Raw genomic sequence first — 22,490 nt, forward strand, 5'->3', positions numbered from 1 at the left:
CTTGACCTGCCGCATCACCTCGTCGTAGCCATCCGAGGGGAACAACGCCAACGCGACCACATAGCGGACCATCAACGCCGCCGGCAGATCCCGCGTCCGCCGCTCACGCCGGCCCGCCTCCGCGACCACCCGGTCGACCAGCACGTCCGGGAACTGCGCGGCCAGCACCCCCAGCCCGACCCGGTCCACCAACCGGTCCCCGGCCTTCTCCTTGACCTGACCACGCCTCGGCACAGCCAGAACCTACACGATCAGACCTTAAGTTCCTGGTATTGGGCCTCGACCCCTCGCACGGCATCTCGGCAACAGCCCAAGCTTCGCACAATCCAGCCCAGACAGCCTCGTCGCGCCGTATACCCTCCAGAACGCCGTTGACGAAGCCGGCCAGCTCGGTGTCACCGCGGGTGAATCCGACGCTGTAGTACTCCCTCGCCCCGATTTCGGTGTCTCCGAGTTCGGCTGTGGCATCCTGCTCGAGCATCCCCACCAGGCTGGCGTCGTTCGCGGCCACCGCGTCGACCGTGCCCTGCTGGAAGGCGACCAGGCAGTCCGACAGTTCGTTCAGGTCCCCCTCGATCTCGAATCCGCCGAACTGGGCCAGTATTTTTTGCAGGTTGGTCAGCGAGGTTGTCGCCCGCGGCGCGCAGACCCGCTTGTCGCGGAGGCTGGCGAGGGCTGCGGCCATCGGGGACGACTGGGGTGCCGCCGACGCGCCGGCGGGATCGCGCCGGGTCAGCAGCCGGGCGTAGGCGGTGAAGTAGGCCTGGGAAAGCCCCACCCGCCTCGCCCGTGCCTCTGTGTAGGTCAGCGTGCTGATCACGATGTCCACCCGCCCGCTCTCGATCGCGGGGAGTCGCTCGGAGTAGCTGACCGGGACATACCGAATTGTGCCCGCCCTGTCCGGATCGCCTGGGCCGAACAGTGCCTCCGCGATCCGGTGGGCGATGTCCACGTCGAAGCCCTCATACCGGTGCTTCACCGGATTCCAGGCGCCGCGGAGCTGGGTGTCACGGGAGACGCCCACCCGCAGGTACCGGCGATCGAAGATTCGCTCCAGCGACCCGCCCGGTGGGAACGATCCTGGTGCCGGCAGGGGATCCATGGGCGGTACGAGGTTCCGAGGCTCAACCGGTATGTCCTCGTTCGGCTCGGCGGTGGTCGCGCCGGGGTCGGCGGAGGCGGTGGCCAGGGTTCCCCAGGGCTGGTCCGCCGCGGCCGGAAGCTTCGCCGGAACGGTGGAACACGCGGTGACCGCCACGCCCACCACCACCACCAGCGCGAGCCACGTACGGCCCAGGCTCCTCACGCGGCCGCGTGCGCGGCCGGCGCGGTGCGGGGCGACGCCGGTCACCGGTACTCCCTGATCCGAGGCTCCAGACCGATGGCGACCAGCACCGCGGCCCCGCCGAACAGCAGGAGGGCACCGATCGCGACGCCCCACAGCGCCCTGTCCGCGCGGGAGACCTCGGTGGTGAAGCGGGCCCGGGCGTCCGCGTCCGCTCCGGTCAGCGCCTCGTCCAGGGCAGCGAAGCGTTCCAGGGCGACGGGTACCGCCTGCGGATCGTCAGGCGCGCCGAGCCGGCCCGACGGACCCGCGCTGCCGATGCTGCCGATGGCGTTGCTACCGGCGTCCCATGCATCCTTGACGAGGCTGATGATCCTGGCATCGAGCTGCCTGGAGGTCGCCGCGGCGCACAGGCGGCCCGGAGCCTCCGCGGTGGTGCTGCCGAGGGCTGCGCAGGCAAGCTGCGGGGCCGTCTGATCGTAGTCGTCGTCGAAGGCGATGTCACCGCCCTGGGCGATGCGCCAGTACAGCACGTCCGCCTCCGCACGCAGCGCCAGATGGTTGGCCCGGGCGAGCAGGCCGCGCACCTGGTGGCTTTCGCTGGCCGATGCCAGTGCCGACCTCTCGTCGGCCAGCGCCACCAGCGGCCAGACCATCCCGCCCAGCGCCAGCAGCGTCGCGGCGACCATGGCGGGGTTCACCCACCGCCTGGTCCACAGCACACAGAGGATCTGTGTGCCGATCAGTGCCACCAGCCCCAGGCCCGCGGCCACCGCCAGCCACACGATGTCCCGCGAGCGGGTGGCCCGCTCGAACTGCCGGGCCTGCTCGGTGGTGTGCGAGCGGGCGAGCGTCGCACTCGCGGGCAGCAGACGGTCGTTCATCAGGGCGTTCGCACTGCGCAGGTAGGCCTGGCCCACGCTGTTCCCGGCCCGGTTGTTCGCCCGGGCCTCACCGATCAGCTCCTGGTAGGCCGGGGTGAGGCATACCAGCGTCGTGAGCGCTGCCGCTGCCTGCGCGGCGGGCTCCGAGGCGGGGGATGGCGGATCTGCCTGTGTCCGCGCCGACGGGCATGCCTGCTCGGCTGTCGCCGGGCTGATGCCCGCGCCGGCACGGACCATCGCCCCCGCCGCCGTCAGCAGCGCCTGATCGAACTCATGGTAGATCCCCTCACGGGAGGCGTCCGCCGCGCCCTCGGCTGCCCCGGAGCGCGGAGCGGCCGCCGGCGCCTGAGCGTCCTCTGGCGGCGGCCCGATGAACGTCTCGGCCTCGGCGGCGGCCGCGCGGGCCAGCGACCGGTGGATGTCCCACGACGCCTCGGTGCGCTCCATGACCGCGCCGCTGATCGCCGCGACAGCATGCGCCCGGCGCTGCGCCATCGAGAAGGTGCCGGCCGCCGCGATGACGCACAGGACGACACAGACTCCGGCGCAGATCCACAGGAGCCTCGGTGTGGTGAACCAGTCCCGGCCGAACCGGCCGAACCGGTGCCCTCCGGCGTCGCCACTGTCGTGGCGTCCGGACCCCGCTCCGCCGTGGCCAGCTTCCGGGACGGCGTTCGGCGCCGCTTCTCCGCCGGTGGGTTCCGCGTCCGCGTCGCCGGGGTCCGCAGGAACGGCGGTGCCGGGCTGTGGCCGGTCCGAAGGCTGCCGCGGCCAGATCTCGCGGGTCGTCATGGTCGGGCTACCGCGGCCGGGACCAGCAGCGGTCGGCGACGGGATCCCGAACGAGGCCGCCGGCCTGACGACAGCGACAGCGGTGCGACCAGCCCGCATCGTTCGACCGGAACATTCCCCTCGGAACAATCACATCGACAGTGTGCCCTACGTGACTGATTCGTCTCTCATCGCCGCGGGTGCTGTCGGATGGACGACGGACGGTTCGCCTGGCAGGGGCGATGGCCCCTGGGGGAGGGACACGTCCGACTCCGGCACGCGGTCGCGCCGCTGCGATCCGTGTGCGGCGGGCCGGCGGGCCCTACTTCCGGGGAGCCCCGTGACCGAAAACGGTCCGGACGCCGTCGACCAGACCACCAAAAGTGTAGTCAGCACTGATCACTTGGTTCGGATCTGGCTGGTTGACAGGACGGATGCTGAGTTCACCACTACGATTTGGACGATGTTCGCCACGAGTGGGCTTCGCCGTTCCGACAGCGGTTCGCTATTGTTCCACCGGCTTCGGGAGGGTGTTCTGACCCTCGACCCAGCGGTCGAGGGAATGCTTCGGTACACAGGTGGCACCGTCGTGTGGGGTGCGTTGATGGAAATCGGTGAACCCGAGGGAATCACGACGCTTGTCTCGCTGGCCGACGGCACCACCAGCCTCTACGCGAGCGCTGGGGGAGGCGTCGTCGGGGGTGGTGCCCACCCCTCGGTCGTTGCGGCAACACGGCACTTTCTGGCCATCGTCGAAGGGTGCCTCACCCGTTTCGAGCTCGACGGCGAGCGTGCCGCCGTTCCGGTGGCCGGACATGTCGCCTTTCGGGCGCTGACCTACGGTGGGCGCCGTTGTTTCGACGTTGCCGAGAATGATCTGAGTGAGCCCGGCCACGCTTTTTCTCCGCTGTATCGTGCCGGATACTCGGTCATCAGTCAGCTACGTGCCGCCGAAATGGCCAGGACGATGTAGGAGGTCCGGCTGCCCGAGCTCGACCACCGCGGCGCCGAGCTCCTGGTCGGGCGCGTCTCGCTGCGGGTCTGTCCGCGATCTCCGGCGCCGCGGGGCGCGCCCGATGGCGGCGGTATCGCTCCACGGCGATGCCCGCGATTCCCGGCCCCACGAAGACAGCCGCGTAGACGAACCCCCAGAAGACGGCCAGCCGGAAGGTGAACGCACCGAGCACCACGGTGCGGACGCAGGTTTCGTAGGTCGCTGCCACCTCGTGGCCTGAAGGATACCGAGGCAAGCCGGGTGCGGGGAAGAAATCGCTGGGCCGTCGCAAAGCCAGGTCAATGAGACGCAGGGCGACAGAGGAACGGTGCGCGTGGCGCACGGTGCGGCACGTCGAACACTCCTCTGTGTCATGAGTGATATACGCTCGGCGATAATGATCTGTGGTGGGTGCGCTGCTACACGGCACGCGACGGAGGGAACGGCCCCATGGCGACCAGCTCATCGGAGACCAGTACGTCCAGGAACGGCGCTGGCGCTGTCGGCGCCCTGGCGAGCGGCTCCGGGACGACCTCGTCGGTGACGGCGCCCGCGACCACGCCCCCGGCCCATGCCGACGGAGCGCCGGACCCTGGTACCCGGGCCGACCGGCCGGCTCCGGGTGCGCAGGGGGAGACCGCCGGCTCCGACACGGGCCCGAGCGGAACCGCCCAGGGCGATGGCCCGCGCACAGGTGCCGACGCGCAGGCCCCGCTCTCGCCGGACGGGGCGTCGTCCACGCGGCGCGACGGCGTCTCGGCCGATGCGGGGAAGGTGGAGTCGGGTACCGGGAAGGCCGCGCCCGGCCGGGCGAAGGCTGCTTCCCGCGCTGACGGGACCGCGGCGGGGGCGTCCCGCGTGGCCTCCGGGCGCGCCAGGACGGGCTCCGGCACCGGCACCGCACGGGGGAGCGCGCGTTCAGGCGGCGCGACCCCGCGGGCGCCGCGGGCGACACGTTCCGGCCCCGGGCAGGCGCCCGGAACCACCGGGAAGCCCGGCGCGTCGTCCTCGGCGCCTGGCGAGAGCACAGTGGCGACCGGTACCGGTACGCGCTCCACCGCACGGAGCGCAGCAGGTGGGACGGCAGCGTCCCGCACGACCACCTCGCGGACCTCGCGCGCGACCACGACCACGTCCCGTCCGGGGACGGCGCGCGCGGCCGCGGGCAGGGCGGCGGCGACCCGGACGGCGGCGACCCGGACGGCGCCGTCACGCCCGGTGTCCGCTCGTGCGGCGAGTGCGCGCGGGGGTGCCACGGGTTCAGCCGCGGGTCGGCCCCGCGCGACGCGGGCGGGCGCGTCCGCCGGCTCGTCCCTGCCGGGGGAGGAGCCGGGGCGTCTGCCGCGTCCCGGAAAGGCGGCGGCCCATGCCATCGGGCGGGTGATCCGTGGCCGAGCCGGACGTCCGCAGGAAGGGCGGACCGTGGTGCTGCACCTGCCCTACGTCACGGCGCGCCTGGAGATGGGGCCGCCCCCGGCGGACACGAACCACCGACTCGGCCCGGTTGTGATCCCGACCGCGAAGATGACGGCCTACTGCGTCGGCCTGGGGACGCTCGCGGCGGTCGAGGCCATCGAGTGGCCGATCGCCGCGGCGATCGCGGCGGGCAGCTATGTCACCGAGCACACCCGGTCGGCGGCGACGGGCCGCGGCGACGGTGCGCGGCGTCGACCGGTCGACGCCTGACCGGGTCGATGCCTGACCGGTAGGTCCAGAAGGCCGGCGGGACCCGGTGTCCCGGCACCCGGCACCCGGCACCCGGTGCTCGCGGTGGCCAGGGTGCCCCGATAGCGTCGGGGCGGTGGACACCGATCCCGCGGTGAAGCGATGAACCTGACCGAGGGCGCGGTGCTGGGCCTGGTCCAGGGCCTGACCGAGTTTCTGCCGGTGTCCTCCAGCGCCCATCTGCGGGTGGTGGCCGCGCTGGCCGGCTGGGAGGACCCGGGCGCGGCGTTCACCGCCGTGACCCAGATCGGCACCGCCGCCGCGGTGATCGTCTACCTGCGTTCGGACCTCGCGCGCATGGGCCGCGCCTGGCTGCGGTCAGTCGGCGGCCCGGGACGCGAGGCCGCGGGCGGGAACGTCCGTTCCAGCCGGGCGCGCCGTGCCGCCGCCAGGTCCGGTGCCCGTCCCGGCCCGGCTGGCCCGGACGAGGCGGCCGGCCCGGACGAGGCGGCCGAGGCGCGCATGGCGTGGCTGATCGCGGCCGGCACCGTGCCGATCGGCGCGTGTGGCTACCTGTTCGAGGACGTCATCAAGGGGCGGCTGCGCGACCTGCGCCTGACGGCGGGGACTCTCGCCGGGGTGGGCCTGCTGCTCGGCGCCGCCGACCGGTGGGCCGCCGACCGGTGGGCCGCTGACCGGTGGACCGGCAGCCGGGCCGCGCCGCGCCGGCCGCTGGCGGAGCTGTCCACCCGCGACGGCCTGCTGATCGGGCTTGCCCAGGCGACGGCGCTCATCCCGGGGGTGTCGCGGTCCGGGGCGACCATCGGCGGCGGGCTCATGCTGCGCTACTCCCGTGAGGCGGCGGCGCGCTACTCCTTCCTGCTCGCCGTCCCCGCCGTCATCGTGTCGGGGGCGTTCGGGCTGGACCGGCTGTACCGGGAGGCGCGGCAGCCGGCGTCCACGGTCGCGTGGGGTCCACTGGGCGCGGCGAGCGTGACGGCGTTCCTCGTCGGGTACGCGGCGATCGCGTGGTTTCTGCGGTACGTCTCGGCGCACGGGTTCGCACCGTTCGTCGTGTACCGCGTCGGCCTGGGCCTGCTGCTGCTCGCCCTCGTCCTCGCCGGCCGGATGCCGGCTGTCCCGGCCTGACCACGCTGCCCGCGGCCGCCCCGTCCCGGTCCCACCCCGTCCCCTCCTGGCCTTGCCGGCGGGCTGTCGGATCGGGCCGTCAAATACGGTGGGCCCGGCAAGGGGGAGCGCGGGATCCGCGGAGCGATCGAAGGAGAGCGGCGGAAAATGGACCGGCCGGTGGCCACCACCTCCACACCCGCATCGGCCGAGGCCGGTGGCAGCGCCGAGGCCGGTGGCAGCGCCGGTGCCGAGGAGCCGGGTACCCAGGCCGACCACGAGAGTGATCAGAGCCATGCGCTCGGCGGGCTGACCGCGGCCGAGGTCGCGGAGCGGGTCGCGGACGGCCGGGTCAACGACGTGCCCGTCCGGTCGAGCCGGTCGGTCGGCGAGATCGTCCGCGCCAACGTCTTCACCCGGATCAACGCCATCGTCGGCGTGCTGTTCGTGCTCATCGTGATCGTCGGCCCGGTTCAGGACGCCCTGTTCGGTGGTGTGATCATCGCGAACACCCTGATCGGCGTCATCCAGGAGGTCCGCGCGAAGCGGACGCTCGACCGCCTGGCCGTCGTCGGGGAGGCCCGGCCGGTCGTGCGCCGTGACGGGGTCGCCGCCGAGCTCGCGGCCGCCCAGATCGTCCTCGACGACGTCATCGAACTGGGGGCGGGCGACAAGATCGCCGTGGACGGCCTGCTGCTGGAGGTCGACAACCTGGAGGTCGACGAGTCGCTGCTCACCGGCGAGGCGGATCCGGTGCACAAGCAGCCCGGTGACCACGTGATGTCCGGCAGTTTCGTCGTCGCGGGCTCCGGCGCGTTCCGTGCGACGAGGGTCGGCCGCGAGGCGTACGCCGCGCAGCTCGCCGAGGAGGCGAGCCGGTTCACCCTGGTGCACTCCCAGCTCCGCAACGGCATCAACACGATCCTGCGGGTGGTCACCTGGATGATCATCCCGACCGGGATCGCGTTGGTCATCAGCCAGATCGCGGTCAACGACGACGATCTGGCGGAGGGCGTCCGGCGCATGGTCGCCGGGCTGGTGCCGATGGTCCCGGAGGGGCTGGTCCTGCTCACCTCGGTGGCGTTCGCGGTCGGGGTGGTCCGGCTCGGCCGCCGGCAGTGCCTCGTCCAGGAGCTGCCGGCGATCGAGGGCCTGGCCCGCGTCGACGTCGTCTGCCTGGACAAGACCGGCACGCTCACCGAGGCCGCCATGGACGTCGCCGAGCTGCGCCTCGTCGGCCCGGTCGCGGACGGCGCGGGCGGCGCGGGCGGCGTGGACGGCGTGGACGGCGTCGTCCGTGACCGGGTCGTGGCTGTCCTCGGGACCCTCGGCGCCGCCGACCGGCGGCCCAACCCGAGCATGCAGGCGATCATTGATGCCTACCCCGCCCCGGACGGCTGGTCCGTCCAGGCGGAGGTGCCGTTCTCCTCGGCCCGCAAGTGGAGCGGTGCCGAGCTGGCCGACCCCCTGGGGGCGACCTCCACCTGGCTCATCGGCGCACCGGACGTTCTGCTGCCCGCCGGCAACCCGGCGTTGACCGAGGTCGACGAGTTCGGCGCCCAGGGCCTGCGGGTGCTGCTGCTGGCCAGCCTGGACGTCCCCCTCGCCACCGTCGCGGACGATCCCGCCGGGGCGCCCGCGTGGACCACGCCCGTCGCGTTGGTCGTCATCGCGCAGCGGCTGCGGCCCGAGGCGCCGGAGACACTGCGCTACTTCGCCGAGCAGGGCGTCGCGGCCAAGGTCATCTCGGGTGACAACGCGCTGTCCGTCGGCGCGGTGGCCCGGACCCTCGGCCTGCCCGGTGCCGACGACCCGGTGGACGCCCGGACCCTTCCCGAGGAACAGGACGCCCTCGCGGACGTTCTGGAGACCCATTCGATCTTCGGGCGGGTCAGTCCGCGGCAGAAGCGGGAGATGGTCGCCGCCCTGCAGTCGCGCGGTCACACGGTCGCGATGACCGGCGACGGCGTCAACGACGTGCTGGCGCTGAAGGACGCCGACATCGGCGTGTCCATGGGGTCGGGCAGCCAGGCCACCCGGGCGGTCGCCCAGATCGTCCTGCTGAACAACAGCTTCGCGACCCTGCCCTCGGTCGTCGGCGAGGGCCGCCGGGTGATCGGCAACATCGAACGGGTCGCCAACCTGTTCCTGACCAAGACGGTGTACTCGGTCCTGCTCGCCGTCGTCGTGGTGATCACCCAGGTGCCCTACCCGTTCCTGCCCCGGCACCTCACGCTGATCGGCTCGCTGACCATCGGCATCCCCGCTTTCTTCCTGGCGCTCGCGCCGAACGCCGAACGGGCCCGCCCGGACTTCGTCGGCCGGGTCCTGCGGTTCGCGATGCCGGCCGGTGTGCTCGCGGCCGCCGCGACGCTGGTGTCCTATTTCGTGGCCCGCTCGATCTACGACGATCTCGATGCCGAGACGTCCATGGCGACACTGACGCTGTTCCTGATCGCGCTGTGGGCCCTGGCGATCGTCGCCCGCCCCTACACCTGGTGGCGGATCCTGCTCGTCGCCGTGATGGCGGCGGCGTTCGCGCTGGTGCTGGTCGTGCCGTTCGCGCAGGAGTTCTTCCAGCTGTCGCTGGTCGGCAGCAAGGGCCCGTGGACGGGCGTCGCCCTCGCCGCCGTCGCCGCCGTCGCGCTGGAGATCGTCTGGTTCTTCACCCGCCGCCACCTCGACGCCGAAGCCGCCCGGGCACCCGGGCACCCGGGCGGGGGCGGGGGCGGGGGCGGGCAGTAGGCAGTCTGTCAGGTGCGCCGCCCGTAGATCTGGGTGTTCTCGGACGCGGCGATCGTTCTGTCGGCGGGGCCGGGCGCGGCGTAGTGGGTGATCTCCTGGCCGAACAGGTCGTTGAGCAGCCAGTCGGTCGCCACGCGGGCCCGGTTGGCGGCCGAGGGAAGGCTCGCGAGGTGGTAGGCGCGGGTGACCACGGCCGCGGGCAGCCCGCTCAGGGGGACGCCGAGCGGGTTCGCGACCGCGTCCCGGCCGCCCAGGTCGACGACGAAGCCCAGGTCACGGTGCCGGTAGGGGCGCGCTGACCCGATCCCCAGCGAGGCGGCGACGTTGCGGGCGGCGGCGACGCCCTGCCGGACGGCATGCTGCGCCGTCTGCCCGGCGGGCGCGCCGCCGCGGGTGGAGTCCGGCACGGCGGCGACGTCCCCGAGCGCGAACACGCCGTCGGCGGAGGGGACCCGGAAGAACTCGTCGGTCACGAGCCGCCCCCGGGCCGTCGGCAGCCCGAGCACGGCCGCGAGTGGGCTGGGTGCCACTCCGGCGCACCAGACGACGGTGCGGGTCGGCACCCGGGTGTGCCGGCGGACGTTCGGCCCGCCGGCGGCGAGGACGACGGAATCCGCGCTGATCTCCACCGCGGAGGTGTCGAGGTGGACATCGATCCCGCGTCGGGCGAGCACCCGGGCGGCGCGCCGGCCCAGCGCCGGCGCGAGCTCGTGCAGGAGCCGGGGCGCATGATCCACCAGGACCCACCGGACGTCGCCGGGCCGCACCCGCTGGCAGACGGCGGCGGCCCGGCGGGTGAACGCGGCCAGCTGCGCGGCCAGCTCGGTGCCGGTGTAGCCGCCGCCGACCACGACGAACGTGCACAGTGCGGAGCGCTGCCCGGGATCCGCCGTGGCGTCGGCCAGCTCGAGCCGGGCCAGCACATGATCACGCAGTGCGACGGCCTCGTCGAGGGTCTTCAGGCCCAGCGCGTGCTCGGCGAGACCGGGCACCTCCGGGGTGGCGGTGACCGAGCCCGGCGCGAGGACGAGCCGGTCCCACGCGATGGTGCGGGCTGATCCGTCGACGGTGCGTGTCGTCACCGTCCGCGCGGCGAGGTCGACCGCGACGGCGTCACCGAGGCACAGCAGCGTCCGGCGCAGGACCGAGCGCAGGGCGACGGCCAGGTGCCGCGGTTCGACGGAGCTGGCGCAGACCTGCGGGATAAGCGAGGTGTAGAGCAGATGATCGACGGGGGAGACGACGACGAGCTGGGCCCGCCCGGCCGGGACGAGTGACTCCAACCGGCGGAGCAGGCGCACCCCGGCGAAGCCCCCGCCGATCACCACCACCCGGGGCGGCTGCTCTCGCACGGTGACGGTCGGTCTGCTCAGTGTGCCCGGGACCGACCTGACCACCGCTGCTCCCCCGATGATATGAATGTCGACATGACCGGCAGAAATTCCTCGGTGGACGCCGTTGCGGCCTATCTCGGCGGCTTCGGCGTGCGCTCCCGGCCGCTGCGCGAAATTCTCTCCCTGTTGACGCGGGCCAGCCAGCCGATCGAGGCGCTCATCGTGGCGACCGCGACCCCACGGCGGGCAGTCGAGGACCTTCTGCGAAACCTGGGAGAAGATCTCACCGAAGATTCGGGCCGTTTCCGGATCCGGCCTGATATGAGCACTCAGTACCGCGCCTTTTTCGGGCTGGACGAGATCGCTCCCGGCTCGGGCCTCGGCCTGGGGCCGGGTTCGGATCCGGGTCCCGGCGCCGGCGCGGGTCCCGTGCCGGCGGGGCTCTCCGGCGGCGCCCCGGTCGAGGCGCTGGCGGCCCTGATCGCGGCCGCGCCGGCCCCCCGCCGGGATCTCGACCACGTCGCCGCCACCGCGCAGACGCTGGGCCGCCGGGTGAACTGGCTCAGCTCCACCTATGACCTGGCCGGGCGGCGCGTCCTGTTCGTCGGCGATCACGATCTGACGTCGGTCGCGCTGGCCCGGGCCTGCCCGCGGACCGAGATCACCGTCGTCGACATCGACGAGCGGACACTGGCGTACATCGACGAGACGGCGCGCGCCGAGAACCTGGCGATCCGCACGCTGTTCGGTGACCTGCGCTTCACGCTCCCGCCCGCGGCGCGGGACTGGGCGGATCTCGTCCTCACCGATCCGCCGTACACGCCGGACGGCGTCGGTCTGTTCCTCGGCCGGGGTCTTTCCGGACTGCGCGACCGGGTGAACGGTGTCGTTGTCGTCGCCTACGGGCACAGCCGGCTTCATCCGATGCTGGGATTTCAGGTCCAGCAGTCCATGCAGCAGTTCGGTGTGGTTTTCGAAACCATTCTGCCGGCCTTCAACCGTTATGACGGCGCGCAGGCGGTGGGAAGCGCGAGCGACCTTTACGTCTGCGCGCCCACGACCCGCACCTGGAAGGTTCTCGACCGGCTGGCCGAGGGTTTCGGAACGCGCATCTACACCCATGGCCGCCAGTCCGTCGAAAGCGCCGCCCGGGTCGACGTGGGTGCGGCGACCACCGTCATCGGCGAGGCCACCGCCACCGGCACCGGCACCCCCGAGGGGCGTCTGGGCGAGGCGGCGCCGACCGCCCCCGTCTCGACCGCCCCCGTCCCGGCTGCACCGGCTGTCTCGGCCGTTCCGGCCGCGGGAGCGGGCACTCGCCGGCTCGGTCTGCGCGCCCTGTTCACCGGTTCGGACTATCTCCGGGATCTGCGCCCCGACGCGGAGGTCGCGGTCGACCTGACCGCGGATCCCGGGCCGCTGCTGCTGCGCGGCCTGCTCGCCGTGACCGCCACCAGGGCTCGGTTCGTGGTGCCGGCCGACCACCCCGACGTGAGCGCCCGCGATGCCCGCGACCAGCTCGCCGCGCTCGTCGAGCCCAAGTATCGCCTGACCTTCCGCCCGGTGCCGCCGGCCGACCCGGGCGTCGCCCGGTCTGTGGCCGTCCACGCGGAGCTGGTCGAGGGCGGGGCCGCGGCCGGGGGCGGGTTCGTCGCCCGCTGGCTACTGGAGCGCGCGCACGGGCGGATCGGCAACGTCCTGCGCGAAGGCGTCATCCGGGCCGCGGCAGGCGACGGCCGCACGGTATCCAAGAATGAGGCCCGTGCGCTTGTCCGTGCTCTGATCATTGAGCCCGGGCAGGACGGCCCGCGCGATGGCGGCGGTCAGGACGTCCTGGAGCTGACGGCGATGGAGGTGCCGCGGGCCGCGCTGGAACGGTTGCTGACCGCGGTCCGGGGTGAGCCCGGGGCTGGTGTTCCGTCCCCGGGCGTACCGCCTTCTACCGCTGGTAGAACGTAGACTCGGCCCGGTGCAACGAGGATCGATCGCTCCGGTGCCGCGCACCGTGCCCCCAGCGCTGACGGCGGTCGCCGCACTGCTCCTCGGCTTCCTGGTGCTGGTCACCCCGCCCCGTCCGGCCTGGGCGCACTCGTCGGTGCTGCGCACCGAGCCGGGCAACGGATCCACGCTGGCCACCCCGCCCGACCGGATCTCCCTGGTCTTCAACGAACCGGTCTGGACGGACTACGCCACCGTCGCCGTGACCGGCAGTGACGGGCGCCAGGTCGAGACCGGACAACCCCAGGTCGTCGAGACAACCCTGTCGGTGGGCCTCCCGGACCTCGCGACCGGCGGATACCACGTAACCTGGCGCGTGGTCTCGGCCGACGGTCATCCGATCAGCGGCGAGTTCTCGTTCACGGTCGCCGGCGGCGCGGATTCCGCGGCCACCGCGGCACCCGCCGGGCAGCCCACGCCCGCGGCCACCGCCACCGCTGTGACGGCGCCTTCGGCCGGGCCGGCGGGAGCGGCGGGGTCGGGATCACCGTCAGCTCCGGCCGACCCGGCGCCCCCGAAGGAGGGCGAGGACTGGTGGATCATCGGCGTCCTGATCGCCGCCGTCGCCGCACTGGGCGGCGCGGTGGTGCTGATCCGACGGAAGCGGGAGTAGCCCGGTGACAGTTCCCGTGGCCGCGGTCGCCGCGGCGGTCGCACTGATCGTGCTGTTGGTGATCGTCGCGACGGCGCCCGCCGAGGTGAGCCTCCCCGGCCTGCCCGACGCCGGCTCGCTCACGCACTGGGGGCTGCCGATCGCCCGGGTGGTCGGCGAGGTGGCCTCGGTCGGCACGGTCGGCTGGCTGCTCGCCGCGGCCGTGCTCATCCCGTCCCAGCAGGGCCGGCTGGGGGCGGCGGCCCGCCGGCACGGCCGGGCGGCGGCCGTGGCGGCGGCCGTCTGGGCGGCCGCGGCTGTCGCGGAGCTGGTCTTCACCGCCTCCGACATCTCCGCCCGCCCGCCCGGCGAGATGGCGGACCCGTCGGCGCTGCGGTCCTTCGTCGAAGCGACGCCGCAGGGCCGGGCACTGCTCGTCGTGGCGGTGTGTGCCCTGATCGTGGCCCTCGTGGGTGCGACCCTGATGTCGACCGTGGCCGCCGGGTGGCTGCTGGCGCTGGCCTGCGCGGGGCTCATCCCCACCGCGTTCACCGGCCACGCGGCCGGCTCGTCCCAGCATGCGCTGGCGGTCGTCGCGCTCGGCGTGCACATCCTGGCGGCGGTCGTCTGGACGGGCGGCCTGCTCGCGCTGACGACCATGCGCGGTCTGGCCGACGCCCCGTTCCTCGCGGCGCTGCGGCGCTACTCCCGGCTGGCCGCCGTGGCCGCGGCGGCGACCGCGGTCGGCGGGATCGCCAGCGCCGCCGTCCGGCTCGGCGGCTTCGGCCCGCTGGTCGAGGACCGCTACGGCCTGCTGATCCTCGGCAAGATCGCCGGTCTGGTCGCGGCCGTGGCGATCGGCGGCCTGGTCCGCCGCCGGGTGATCGGCCGCCTGTCCGGCGCGGTCGCGACCGGCGGCACGGTTGCCGACGCCGACGCCGCCGGCGAGTCACCGGCAGTGGCAGCGGGCGGCGAGGATTCGTCTCCGGCGGCCCGGCGGCGGGTGTTCCGCGGGCTCGCGGCGGTCGAGATCAGCGTGCTGGCGGCGACCTTCGGCCTGGCCGCCGGCCTTTCCCAGACGCCCCCGCCGGTGAACGACGAGGCTTTCCCGCCGAACGCCACGGAGGCGATGCTCGGCTACCCGATGCCGCCGCCGATCACGCCGGAGCGGCTGCTGACCTCCTGGCGCCCTGACTGGGTGTTCCTCGGCCTGGCCCTGCTCGCCGCCGGGCTCTACCTGGCCGGTGTGATCAGGCTGTCGCGCCGCGGGGACAGGTGGGCGCCCGGCCGCACGGTCGGGTTCATCGGCGGGCTCGTCCTGGTCGTCGTGGTGACCTCCGGCGGGCTGGGGCTGTACGGCCCGGTGCTGCTCAGCGTGCACATGTCCCAGCACATGATTCTCACGATGCTGGCGCCGATCCCGCTGGTTCTCGGCGCGCCGATCACCCTTGCGCTCCGGGCGTTGCGACCGGCGTCAGCGCCCTACCGCAGCGGGCCGCGGGAATGGCTGCTGGCAGCGTTGCACTCCTGGCCGGCCCGGGTGCTCACCCACCCGCTGTTCGTCACCGCGAACTTCGCCGGCAGCCTCTACATCCTGTACCTGAGCCCGCTGCTCGGGCACCTGATGAACGACCACCTCGGGCACCTCTTCATGAACGCCCACTTCCTGATGACGGGCTTCTACTTCTTCGAGGTGCTCATCGGGATCGATCCGCTCCCGAAACGGCCGCCGCATCCGGGGCGGGTGCTGATGCTGGTCGCGGTGATCCCCTTCCACGCCTTCCTCGGCCTGACCATCATGAGCACGACGACGGTGCTGGGCAGCAGCTGGTACGAGCAGCTGGTGCGGCCGTGGGGAGCGACACCGCTCGACGACCAGGGCACGGCCGGTGGCATCACCTGGTCGTTCGGCGAGATCCCGACGCTGGTTGTGATGCTGGTGCTCGCCGTGCAGTGGTCACGCACCGACGAACGCCGCGCCCGCACCCGTGAGCGGCGGGTCGACACCACGGGCGTGGACGAACAGCTCGACGCCTACAACGCCTACCTCGCGCGCCTCAACGGGACCAGACCCGCCCCGAAACCGTCCATTCCGAGCCAGAGCGACGCCGCCTCCCCCCGCGGCACCGGTGGCGGACCGCCTTCCTGAGGCCACACGAGCGCCGTGGACGTGACCCTCGCACGCGCGGGGTTCTTCCGCGCGCCCTGCCCGTCCCAGCGTCCCGGGCTCGCACGCCCAGGCCAGTAGCTGCTGGTGGTCGACACCCGCCCACAGCTTCGGCTGGCAGCCGCGCTCACCGAACTCCCCGCCGCCGTCTGACCGGCAGCCGCCTCGGCCGCTGGTATGCCCCGCCGTCGCTGAACGCAACAGCGCCGCCTGAGTTTCAGAGCTCAAACAAGGCAATGACCTCAGCTGTCAGCAGCACCTGATATGGCAGTTCACGCAGTACAGCACCATTGACGCTGATGCCGCGCTTCTGTGCCGCCTCGGCAAGTTCCTCCCAGGGGTGAAGATCGGGATCATCCTCATCATCTGCTCGCACCAAGTCCAGGATTTCTGCGACCAAGTCGCCCGCTTTTCGCGCCCAGGATACTTCCCCGCTGGCCGCGTACCGGAAAGCGGTGAAGCCTCGATCCATGTCAAGTCTTATCAAAGAATTATCAACCAAACGGATGTACTGAGTAATCTTGATACTTGTGCTCGGCAGGGTATTTTCCTTTGGCGGCTCGTCTACGTCGCAAACAGCGAGCGTCCCGACCACCCCAAGGTCGTGCAGATTAAAAGGCTGAGTTTTCTCCAGTTCTCCTGCTCCCGGAGCATGCACCGGGACAAAACGAAAATCGTCTGTGGTTCTCCCGTCGCTCACTCATCCAGTGTGTCGCAGCCGAGGGCCTTCAGTAAGGGTATGGCGCAGCGAACTGGACGATGTCTTCTCGGTCCTTCCGCCGCCTTGAACCGCCCCGGGTCCCGTAGAGGTCAGTTACACCCTCAGCCTCCACACCGCCCCCTCACCGGCCCGGTACGCGACCTGCTGGCGTGGGCGGGGACGTACACCCCACCCGGATGGGCACCGCACCAGGCCGAACCGGGTGATGAGGAGCTGAACCCGAGCAACACCCGTCCCCGGTCGCCAGCGACGACGACCGGGAGTAGGGCCGGAGAGACGACGGGACGCCCGTCTGCGTCGGCGCGGCACTGCCGGTGACCGTCGCTGCCGACTCCTGCGACCCTGTCTGTGGGACTTCCGCAATGTTGGCGGTGTTGTCGCGATCGGGCCCGGTGCGCCCCGGACCAGCGATAGGTTGCTGTGCGTGTCCGAATTTGATCTCGCTGTTTCCTCGCCCGCCGAGGCGTTCGCGGTCCTGAAGGAGGGCAACGCGCGTTTCGTGCAGGGTGAGCGGCTGCACCCGAACCAGGACGCCGACCGTCGATCGGCGGTGGCGCCTCGGCAGCGTCCGTTCGCCGTGCTGTTCGGATGTTCCGACTCCCGGCTGGCAGCCGAGATCATCTTCGATCGGGGGCTGGGTGACCTCTTCGTGGTCCGGACCGCCGGGCACGTCGCCGGGCCCGAGGTGCTGGGCAGCATCGAGTACGGCGTCAGTGTGCTCGGCGCGCCTCTCGTCGTCGTTCTCGGCCACGATTCGTGCGGCGCCGTCACCGCGGCGTCCGAGGCGGATCGTGACGGGACCGCGCCTGCGGGCTATCTCGGAGACGTGGTCGAGCGGGTCATGCCGAGTGTGCTGTCCGCACGGGCCGCCGGACACGCCGATATCGACGCGTTCGTGCGCACGCACATCCAGCGGACGGTGGACGGCCTGGTCGGCCGGTCGGTCCTGCTCGCGGCCGAGGTCGCCGCAGGACGATGCGCGGTGGTCGGCCTGTCATACCGGCTCGGGGAGGGCACCGTCAGCATGGTCAACAGCCACGGACCGGTACCCACAGCCCCCGACAACCCGCACGAGTAACCCGCATCAGCAAGGCCTCCGAACCCGGGCGTACCAGCCGGCGGGTCGAGTACTCGGGTGGGCGTCAGCCCCGCGGGTTCGAGCGGCTACCCCACCACCTCAGGAATCGTCGTCCGAACCGGCGGGTGGGACGTCGACGGTGAGGGCGGACGTCTCCAGTTCGTAGCTGTCGCCCTGTTCGGTGAGGCGGGTGGCCGCCTCGTAGAGGCCGGGCAGGACGAGGAAGTCCTTGCTGCGCCCGGCGGTCTCCTTCGAGCGGATGATGTGGTCGAGGCTGGCGACGTGGATGGTCAGTCCGTAGTCGGGCAGCTCGTAGCTGCGGGCCTCGCGGCGCAGCGCGTCGTAGGGGCCGACGCCGGGCAGTTCGATCAGGACGTCGAGCGCGCCGGCGGACGTGACGTACATGGCCATGTAGTCGGTGTAGAACTCGGCGGGTTCCACGACCGGGTGTGGGGTGTACTCGGTGGAGTCGACGGCCTTCTTCGCCGTGGACGGGCCGGAGAGCGCGGCCGCGAGCCGGGCGAGGTTGTCCGGGGTGGGCTCGGGGACGATGTCGAGGTCGTCGGTGATGTTCGGGGCGCCCTGCAGCCGAGCGCCGACTCCGCCGACGATCACATAGTGCACCTGATGGTCGGCCAGGCGCCGCAGCAGGCCGCGGAGCTCGAACCTCCTCACCGCCCGGCTACCGCCGGCCCGAGGGGACGCAGCGCCGCCAGCGTCGCGACCTGCTCCTCCAGCTGCCGCAGCCTGTCCTCGGGCGACATCGCGAGGATCGCCTCGACCTGCACCCGCAGCCCCGGATCCGACGTCCACGGCCGCCCCACCAGGGCACGTGCGCGCACCATCGCCTCCGCGGCCCGCGCCCGGTAGTACGCCGCGCGCTCCTCCGCCGCCCGCGGCACCTCCGTCACGGCCGACGCGGCCGGCGCGGCCGGCGCGGCCGGTGGACGGGGCGCGAGGTCGTCTGCCGGAGTCTCCACGTCCCCAGGATGCCAGCGGCCTGCGACGGGCCGCGGGTCGGACCGGGTCAAGGCACCACTTCTGATCAACCGCGAGGGGCGCCGCGGCGGTCGCGTGCGTGGGCCGCCAGGTCGCGGCAGACCACCGCGAGGTCGAGACCGGCGGCGTGCAGGCCCATCGGCCAGGTGCTGGTGTCGGTCATGCCGGGGGCCACGTTCACCTCCAGGAACTGCGCGACACCGTCACCGTCGACGATCATGTCGGTGCGGGACAGGTCCCGCAGCCCCAGTGCACGATGCGCCGTCACCGCGGCCTCGGCGGCGGCGCGCAGCACCTCCCCACCGAGGCGCGCCGGGGTGAAGAACGAGGTTGCGCCCGCGGTGTACCGGGCCGCGTAGTCGTAGACCCCTGCCACCGGCTCGATCTCGACGGCCGGCAACGCGACCGGCCCCTCACCGGTGTCGAGCACACCGACAGCGATCTCGACCCCGGCGACGGCCTGTTCGATCAGCGCCGAGTCGTGGTAGCCGAAACAGCTCATCAGCGCCTCGGCGAGCCCGCCCGCGTCGTCGACCCGGCTCACCCCGAACGCCGATCCACCCGCGCGGGGCTTCACCACCACCGGCAGTCCCAGCCGGGCGACGATCCGCTCGATCAGCGCGGCGGCCCCCAGATCGTGAAACGCCTCCCGGGGCAGCGTCACCGCCGCCGGTGTCGCCACCCCCGCGGCGGCGACAGCCGCCTTCGCCGTCGCCTTGTCGAACGCTACCCGACACGCCGGTGGCAGGGCGCCCACGTAGGGCAGGTCGTACAGATCCAGCACCTCGCGGATCGTGCCGTCCTCCCCCGAGGACCCGTGCAGCACCGGGAACACCACCTCGGGCGGGTCGGCCGCCAGCGCCGGCAGCGTCGCGGCGTCGACGTCGGCCAGCTCGGCCTCGACCCCGATGCGGGTCAGCGCGTCACGCAGCCGCCCCCCCGAACGCAGGGAGACCTCCCGCTCGGGCGACAACCCGCCGGCGAGGATCAGCACACGGCCCAGGTCAGTCATCGTCGCGTCCTCCACGGGGTCGGGCACATCAGGGACGGGAGGCGAAGGTGTCACGAAGGGCCAGCTCGTCGCGTACGACCGCGCCGAGGCGACCGACCCCCTCACGGATGCGCTCCGGCGGCGGGTAGCAGTACGACAGCCGCATGCTGGTACCGCCCGACCCGTCTGCGTAGAACCCGATCCCGGGAACGTAGGCGACCCGGGCGGCGATCGCCCGCGGCAACATCGCCTTGGTGTCCACCCCGTCCGGCAGCGTCACCCAGACGAAGAACCCCCCGTCGGGGCGCGTCCAGCTCGCACCGGGCGGCATCGCCTCGGCCAGCGCGTCGAGCATCGCGTCGCGGCGCTCCCGGTACATCTCCCGGAACGCCTTCACCTGCTCCGCCCACGGCTGGGTCCCCAGGTACCGCTCGACCGCCAGCTGCGTGAACATCGACTGCGACAGGATCGCCGACTCCGCCGCCAACACGAGCCGCGCCGTCACCGCGGGCGGGGCGAGCGCCCACCCGACCCGTAGCCCCGGCGCCAACGTCTTCGAGAACGACCCCAGGTAGACCACGTCGTCCGGGGCGTCGGCGCGCATCGCCCGCACCGGCTCACCCGTGAACGACAGCAGCCCGTACGGGTTGTCCTCGACGACCAACACCCCCGCGCGGCGGCACAGCTCGATCACCTCGGCCCGCCGCGGGCCCGTCAGCGTGATCCCGCCGGGATTCTGAAACGTCGGCACCGTGTAGAGCAGCTTCACCCGGGCACCCTCCGCGGCGAGCCGCTCCAGCGTCTCCGCGAGCGCGTCGGGTGACAGGCCGTCGCCGTCCATCGGCACGTGCACGATCCGCGCCTGATAGGCCGCGAACGTGTTGATCGCGGTCACATAGGTCGGCCCCTCGGTGACCACGACATCGCCCGGGTCGATGAACACGCGGGTGAGCAGGTCCAGCGCCTGCTGCGATCCGGCGGTCACCACCACGCTGTCAGGGTGGGCGTCGGTGATGCCCTCCATCGCCATCACGTCGCAGATCCGCGCCCGCAGCCCCGGATCGCCCTGTGCCGAGCCGTACTGCAGCGCCACCGCACCCCGGCTCAACACCAGCTCCGACACCGTCGCCGCGAACGCCTCCAACGGAAGGACGTCGACCGGAGGCATCCCTCCGGCGAGCGACACGATCTCGGGACGGGATGCCACCGCGAACAGCGCCCGAACCTCGCTCGCGATCATCCCCTGGGCACGCTGGGCGTACCGATCCCGCCACCGATCAAGAGTCACGCTCCGCGACCCTACCTGCCGTACCCACCCCATTGCGCATCGGCCCGCGACGGCCACCACGGGCGTCAGCCGATCCGCCTGCGCCAGTCGGGTCGACGCGCTCCGTCTGCCATGCGCCACGGGCGGCTGTCCAGCCTCGCCAGTTTGCCCTCGGGAACGTCGCGACACTCGCTATTCGCGCGCCGGCGCCGGCCCGGGCCGGGCCGGGCCGGCGACTATGCGCCCGCCTCGGTATCCGGCACCGGCTGTTCGTGCAGGCTCCTCACCACACCGATGTTGTGGCGGTAGCCGACCGTCTCGTAGCCCACTACCGTCACCCACGGAGTGAAGGCCACCACGACGAGGCACCAGGTGACGGACACCCCGCTCGCGGCCATCAGGACCGGGGCGACCAGGAAACCCACCGAAAGCGCGACCAGCAGCAGGTGGAACGGGTCGATGCTGCGGCTGATGACCGCGTAGAACAGGTACAGCGCGAACACGTACACCGCCAGCGGCACGACGACTGTCAGCACCGTCCCGACCAGCGACAGCTCGCTGTGGTGCTCCAGGAAGTACGCCGCCGCATGCAGCCCGGCCCCGACGCCGACGATCGCACCGAACAGCGGCAGGTGACCGTAGCCCCAGCCGAAGGACCGGCCCCGGCGGGCATGCAGGATCTCCCCGTGCGGGATCACGAAGTACGTCCACCACATCCCGAAGGTCAACGCCGTACCGGCGAGCGCGAGCAGTGCGACGTCGAACGTCAGGCCGGCGGTGGTCAGCGCGGTCAGGCTCACCATCGTGCCGAGCAGCCCCTCACCGAGCGTGATGATGACCATCAGCCCGTACCGCTCGGCGATGTGATGCGCGTGCCAGGGCGTGCCGCCGAACCGGCGTTCCGCCAGCACCGGACCGCTCAGCTCGATCAGTACCAGCACCGCGATCAGCGCGAACGTCGTCCTGATCGGCAGGTCGACGATCGCCAGCGCGCACCAGCCGATCTGGGAGACGACGATGGACCCGATGTAGGAGGCGTGCGCGCCGCGGCGGGCCGGATCCTGCCGGCTGGCCCGCAGCCACTGGATCAGCATCGCGACCCGCATCACGACGTAGCCCCAGACCATCACGTCGTTGTCCAGCGTCTCCCCGTGGTCGAGGGAGGCGAACATCGCCGGAAGGCCCAGCGCGAGCACCAGCACCCCGACCATCTGCAGCATGGTGGTCAGCCGGTAGAGCCAGTCGTCCGTGTCGTACGCCGACGCGAACCAGGCGAAGTTGATCCACGCCCAGGACACCGCGAACGTCGCGAAGGCGAACCCGACGATCCCGTCGGCCACGTGGTCGGCGGCGAGGGCGTGCGCCAGCTCGTTCGCCGCAGTCCCGAACGCCACCACGAACGCCAGGTCGAAGAGCAGCTCCAGCGGGGTCGCCGCCCGGTGTTCCTCCTGAGGATCCCGCCCCGCCATCCTGGACGTCCGATGCCGCAGGTTCTCCATCAGTGACCTCCTGAGGGGCTGTCGTCTTCAGCGGCCTGACCTGGGATGGAGGAGTTCCGCAAGGCGGCCGGGCTAGTCCTGTCTTCCGCACGTGCGTGCGGTGAGCCAGCTGCTTGGTCTCTTGTTCGGATCACGTCGGGGTGACCGCGATCGGTAGTGACAGGCCTGGGACTGTTCCTGGCTGTGACGGTCGTGATGGACTACGGGCCGCCGAGCGTCGAGAAGCCGCTCGGCGCGCTGCCCGTCGTGCGTGACTACCTGGCCCGCCTCGATCTGGCGGGCACGATCGACCGGCTCGCCCCGATGCGTGACAAGGTCAACCGGGCCACCCACGGCGACGTGATCGCCGCGCTGGTCGCGAACCGGCTGACG

At 72.3% G+C, this 22,490-nt stretch carries 19 protein-coding genes and 1 pseudogene; 9 read left to right on the forward strand and 11 right to left on the reverse strand.

Annotated elements, in window-relative coordinates; translation table 11 throughout:
• From B207_RS39135 to B207_RS0127730, 3 genes are all read right to left on the reverse strand, one after another.
• Nucleotides 1-192: transposase domain-containing protein (locus B207_RS39135; RefSeq protein WP_230205270.1), on the reverse strand; the 192-nt coding region annotated here is incomplete at its 3' end.
• Complete coding sequence (locus B207_RS0127725) at nt 104-1,351, reverse strand: transporter substrate-binding domain-containing protein (RefSeq protein WP_018639960.1); 1,248 nt, start codon at nt 1,349-1,351, stop codon at nt 104-106. The genes B207_RS39135 and B207_RS0127725, both read right to left, overlap by 89 nt.
• Nucleotides 1,348-2,961 (reverse strand): hypothetical protein, encoded by a 1,614-nt coding sequence (locus B207_RS0127730; RefSeq protein WP_051102694.1) that lies wholly within the window; start codon nt 2,959-2,961, stop codon nt 1,348-1,350. The genes B207_RS0127725 and B207_RS0127730 overlap by 4 nt, the downstream gene beginning before the upstream one ends.
• Nucleotides 2,962-3,280: 319 nt before the next feature.
• Between B207_RS0127730 and B207_RS0127735 the strand changes: the two genes are divergently transcribed.
• On the forward strand, nt 3,281-3,913 hold the full coding sequence (locus B207_RS0127735) for a hypothetical protein (RefSeq protein WP_018639961.1): 633 nt from the start codon (nt 3,281-3,283) through the stop codon (nt 3,911-3,913).
• Nucleotides 3,914-4,353: 440 nt separating this feature from the next.
• On the opposite strand, the gene B207_RS0127740 is transcribed toward B207_RS0127735, so the two are convergent.
• Nucleotides 4,354-5,190, reverse strand: coding sequence for a hypothetical protein (locus B207_RS0127740; RefSeq protein WP_018639962.1), 837 nt, complete (start codon nt 5,188-5,190; stop codon nt 4,354-4,356).
• A 166-nt stretch (nt 5,191-5,356) separates the two neighbouring features.
• Between B207_RS0127740 and B207_RS35980 the strand changes: the two genes are divergently transcribed.
• The 3 genes from B207_RS35980 to B207_RS0127755 all read left to right on the forward strand — a co-directional run bounded on the left by B207_RS35980 (nt 5,357) and on the right by B207_RS0127755 (nt 9,472).
• Entirely contained in the window at nt 5,357-5,620 is a 264-nt protein-coding gene (locus B207_RS35980) for a hypothetical protein (RefSeq protein ID WP_018639963.1), read from the forward strand.
• Nucleotides 5,621-5,761: 141 nt separating this feature from the next.
• Nucleotides 5,762-6,748, forward strand: coding sequence for an undecaprenyl-diphosphate phosphatase (locus B207_RS0127750; protein WP_018639964.1), 987 nt, complete (start codon nt 5,762-5,764; stop codon nt 6,746-6,748).
• Between the two features lie 147 nt (nt 6,749-6,895).
• On the forward strand, nt 6,896-9,472 hold the full coding sequence (locus B207_RS0127755; protein WP_018639965.1) for an HAD-IC family P-type ATPase: 2,577 nt from the start codon (nt 6,896-6,898) through the stop codon (nt 9,470-9,472).
• A gap of 8 nt (nt 9,473-9,480) precedes the next feature.
• On the opposite strand, the gene B207_RS40235 is transcribed toward B207_RS0127755, so the two are convergent.
• On the reverse strand, nt 9,481-10,869 hold the full coding sequence (locus B207_RS40235) for an NAD(P)/FAD-dependent oxidoreductase (protein ID WP_018639966.1): 1,389 nt from the start codon (nt 10,867-10,869) through the stop codon (nt 9,481-9,483).
• Between the two features lie 30 nt (nt 10,870-10,899).
• Between B207_RS40235 and B207_RS40240 the strand changes: the two genes are divergently transcribed.
• The 3 genes from B207_RS40240 to B207_RS0127775 are packed head-to-tail and all read left to right on the forward strand — an operon-like array spanning nt 10,900 to nt 15,545.
• Nucleotides 10,900-12,765, forward strand: a complete 1,866-nt coding sequence (locus B207_RS40240) for a bis-aminopropyl spermidine synthase family protein (protein ID WP_230205271.1) — start codon at nt 10,900-10,902, stop codon at nt 12,763-12,765.
• 34 nt (nt 12,766-12,799) lie between these two features.
• The gene (locus tag B207_RS0127770) at nt 12,800-13,417 is read left to right on the forward strand and encodes a copper resistance CopC family protein (RefSeq protein ID WP_018639968.1); all 618 of its coding nucleotides are present in this window, start codon (nt 12,800-12,802) and stop codon (nt 13,415-13,417) included.
• 4 nt (nt 13,418-13,421) lie between these two features.
• Entirely contained in the window at nt 13,422-15,545 is a 2,124-nt protein-coding gene (locus B207_RS0127775) for a cytochrome c oxidase assembly protein (RefSeq protein ID WP_026311516.1), read from the forward strand.
• A gap of 235 nt (nt 15,546-15,780) precedes the next feature.
• Here the strand turns inward: B207_RS0127775 and B207_RS40245 are convergent, their stop codons facing one another.
• Nucleotides 15,781-16,263 (reverse strand): hypothetical protein, encoded by a 483-nt coding sequence (locus B207_RS40245; RefSeq protein WP_154675667.1) that lies wholly within the window; start codon nt 16,261-16,263, stop codon nt 15,781-15,783.
• 445 nt (nt 16,264-16,708) lie between these two features.
• Between B207_RS40245 and B207_RS0127780 the strand changes: the two genes are divergently transcribed.
• Nucleotides 16,709-17,362, forward strand: coding sequence for a carbonic anhydrase (locus B207_RS0127780; protein ID WP_018639970.1), 654 nt, complete (start codon nt 16,709-16,711; stop codon nt 17,360-17,362).
• Nucleotides 17,363-17,461: 99 nt separating this feature from the next.
• On the opposite strand, the gene B207_RS0127785 is transcribed toward B207_RS0127780, so the two are convergent.
• The 5 genes from B207_RS0127785 to B207_RS0127805 form a co-directional block, all read right to left on the reverse strand.
• On the reverse strand, nt 17,462-18,037 hold the full coding sequence (locus B207_RS0127785; RefSeq protein ID WP_018639971.1) for a hypothetical protein: 576 nt from the start codon (nt 18,035-18,037) through the stop codon (nt 17,462-17,464).
• The gene (locus B207_RS0127790; protein ID WP_018639972.1) at nt 18,034-18,342 is read right to left on the reverse strand and encodes a hypothetical protein; all 309 of its coding nucleotides are present in this window, start codon (nt 18,340-18,342) and stop codon (nt 18,034-18,036) included. Before B207_RS0127790 ends, B207_RS0127785 begins: the two co-directional genes overlap by 4 nt.
• 65 nt (nt 18,343-18,407) lie before the next feature.
• Nucleotides 18,408-19,373 (reverse strand): D-alanine--D-alanine ligase family protein, encoded by a 966-nt coding sequence (locus tag B207_RS0127795; protein ID WP_018639973.1) that lies wholly within the window; start codon nt 19,371-19,373, stop codon nt 18,408-18,410.
• 28 nt (nt 19,374-19,401) lie between these two features.
• The gene (locus B207_RS0127800) at nt 19,402-20,592 is read right to left on the reverse strand and encodes an aminotransferase-like domain-containing protein (RefSeq protein ID WP_018639974.1); all 1,191 of its coding nucleotides are present in this window, start codon (nt 20,590-20,592) and stop codon (nt 19,402-19,404) included.
• Nucleotides 20,593-20,855: 263 nt separating this feature from the next.
• Nucleotides 20,856-22,118 carry a low temperature requirement protein A gene (locus B207_RS0127805; RefSeq protein ID WP_018639975.1) on the reverse strand — a complete coding sequence of 421 codons (1,263 nt, stop codon included), beginning with the start codon at nt 22,116-22,118 and terminating at the stop codon, nt 20,856-20,858.
• A 156-nt stretch (nt 22,119-22,274) separates the two neighbouring features.
• Between B207_RS0127805 and B207_RS0127810 the strand changes: the two are divergent.
• Nucleotides 22,275-22,490: pseudogene (locus B207_RS0127810) on the forward strand (hypothetical protein); the annotation flags it as partial.

Origin of the sequence: Parafrankia elaeagni, assembly GCF_000374165.1 — a bacterium.
GTDB classification, from domain to species: Bacteria; Actinomycetota; Actinomycetes; order Frankiales; family Frankiaceae; genus Parafrankia; species Parafrankia elaeagni.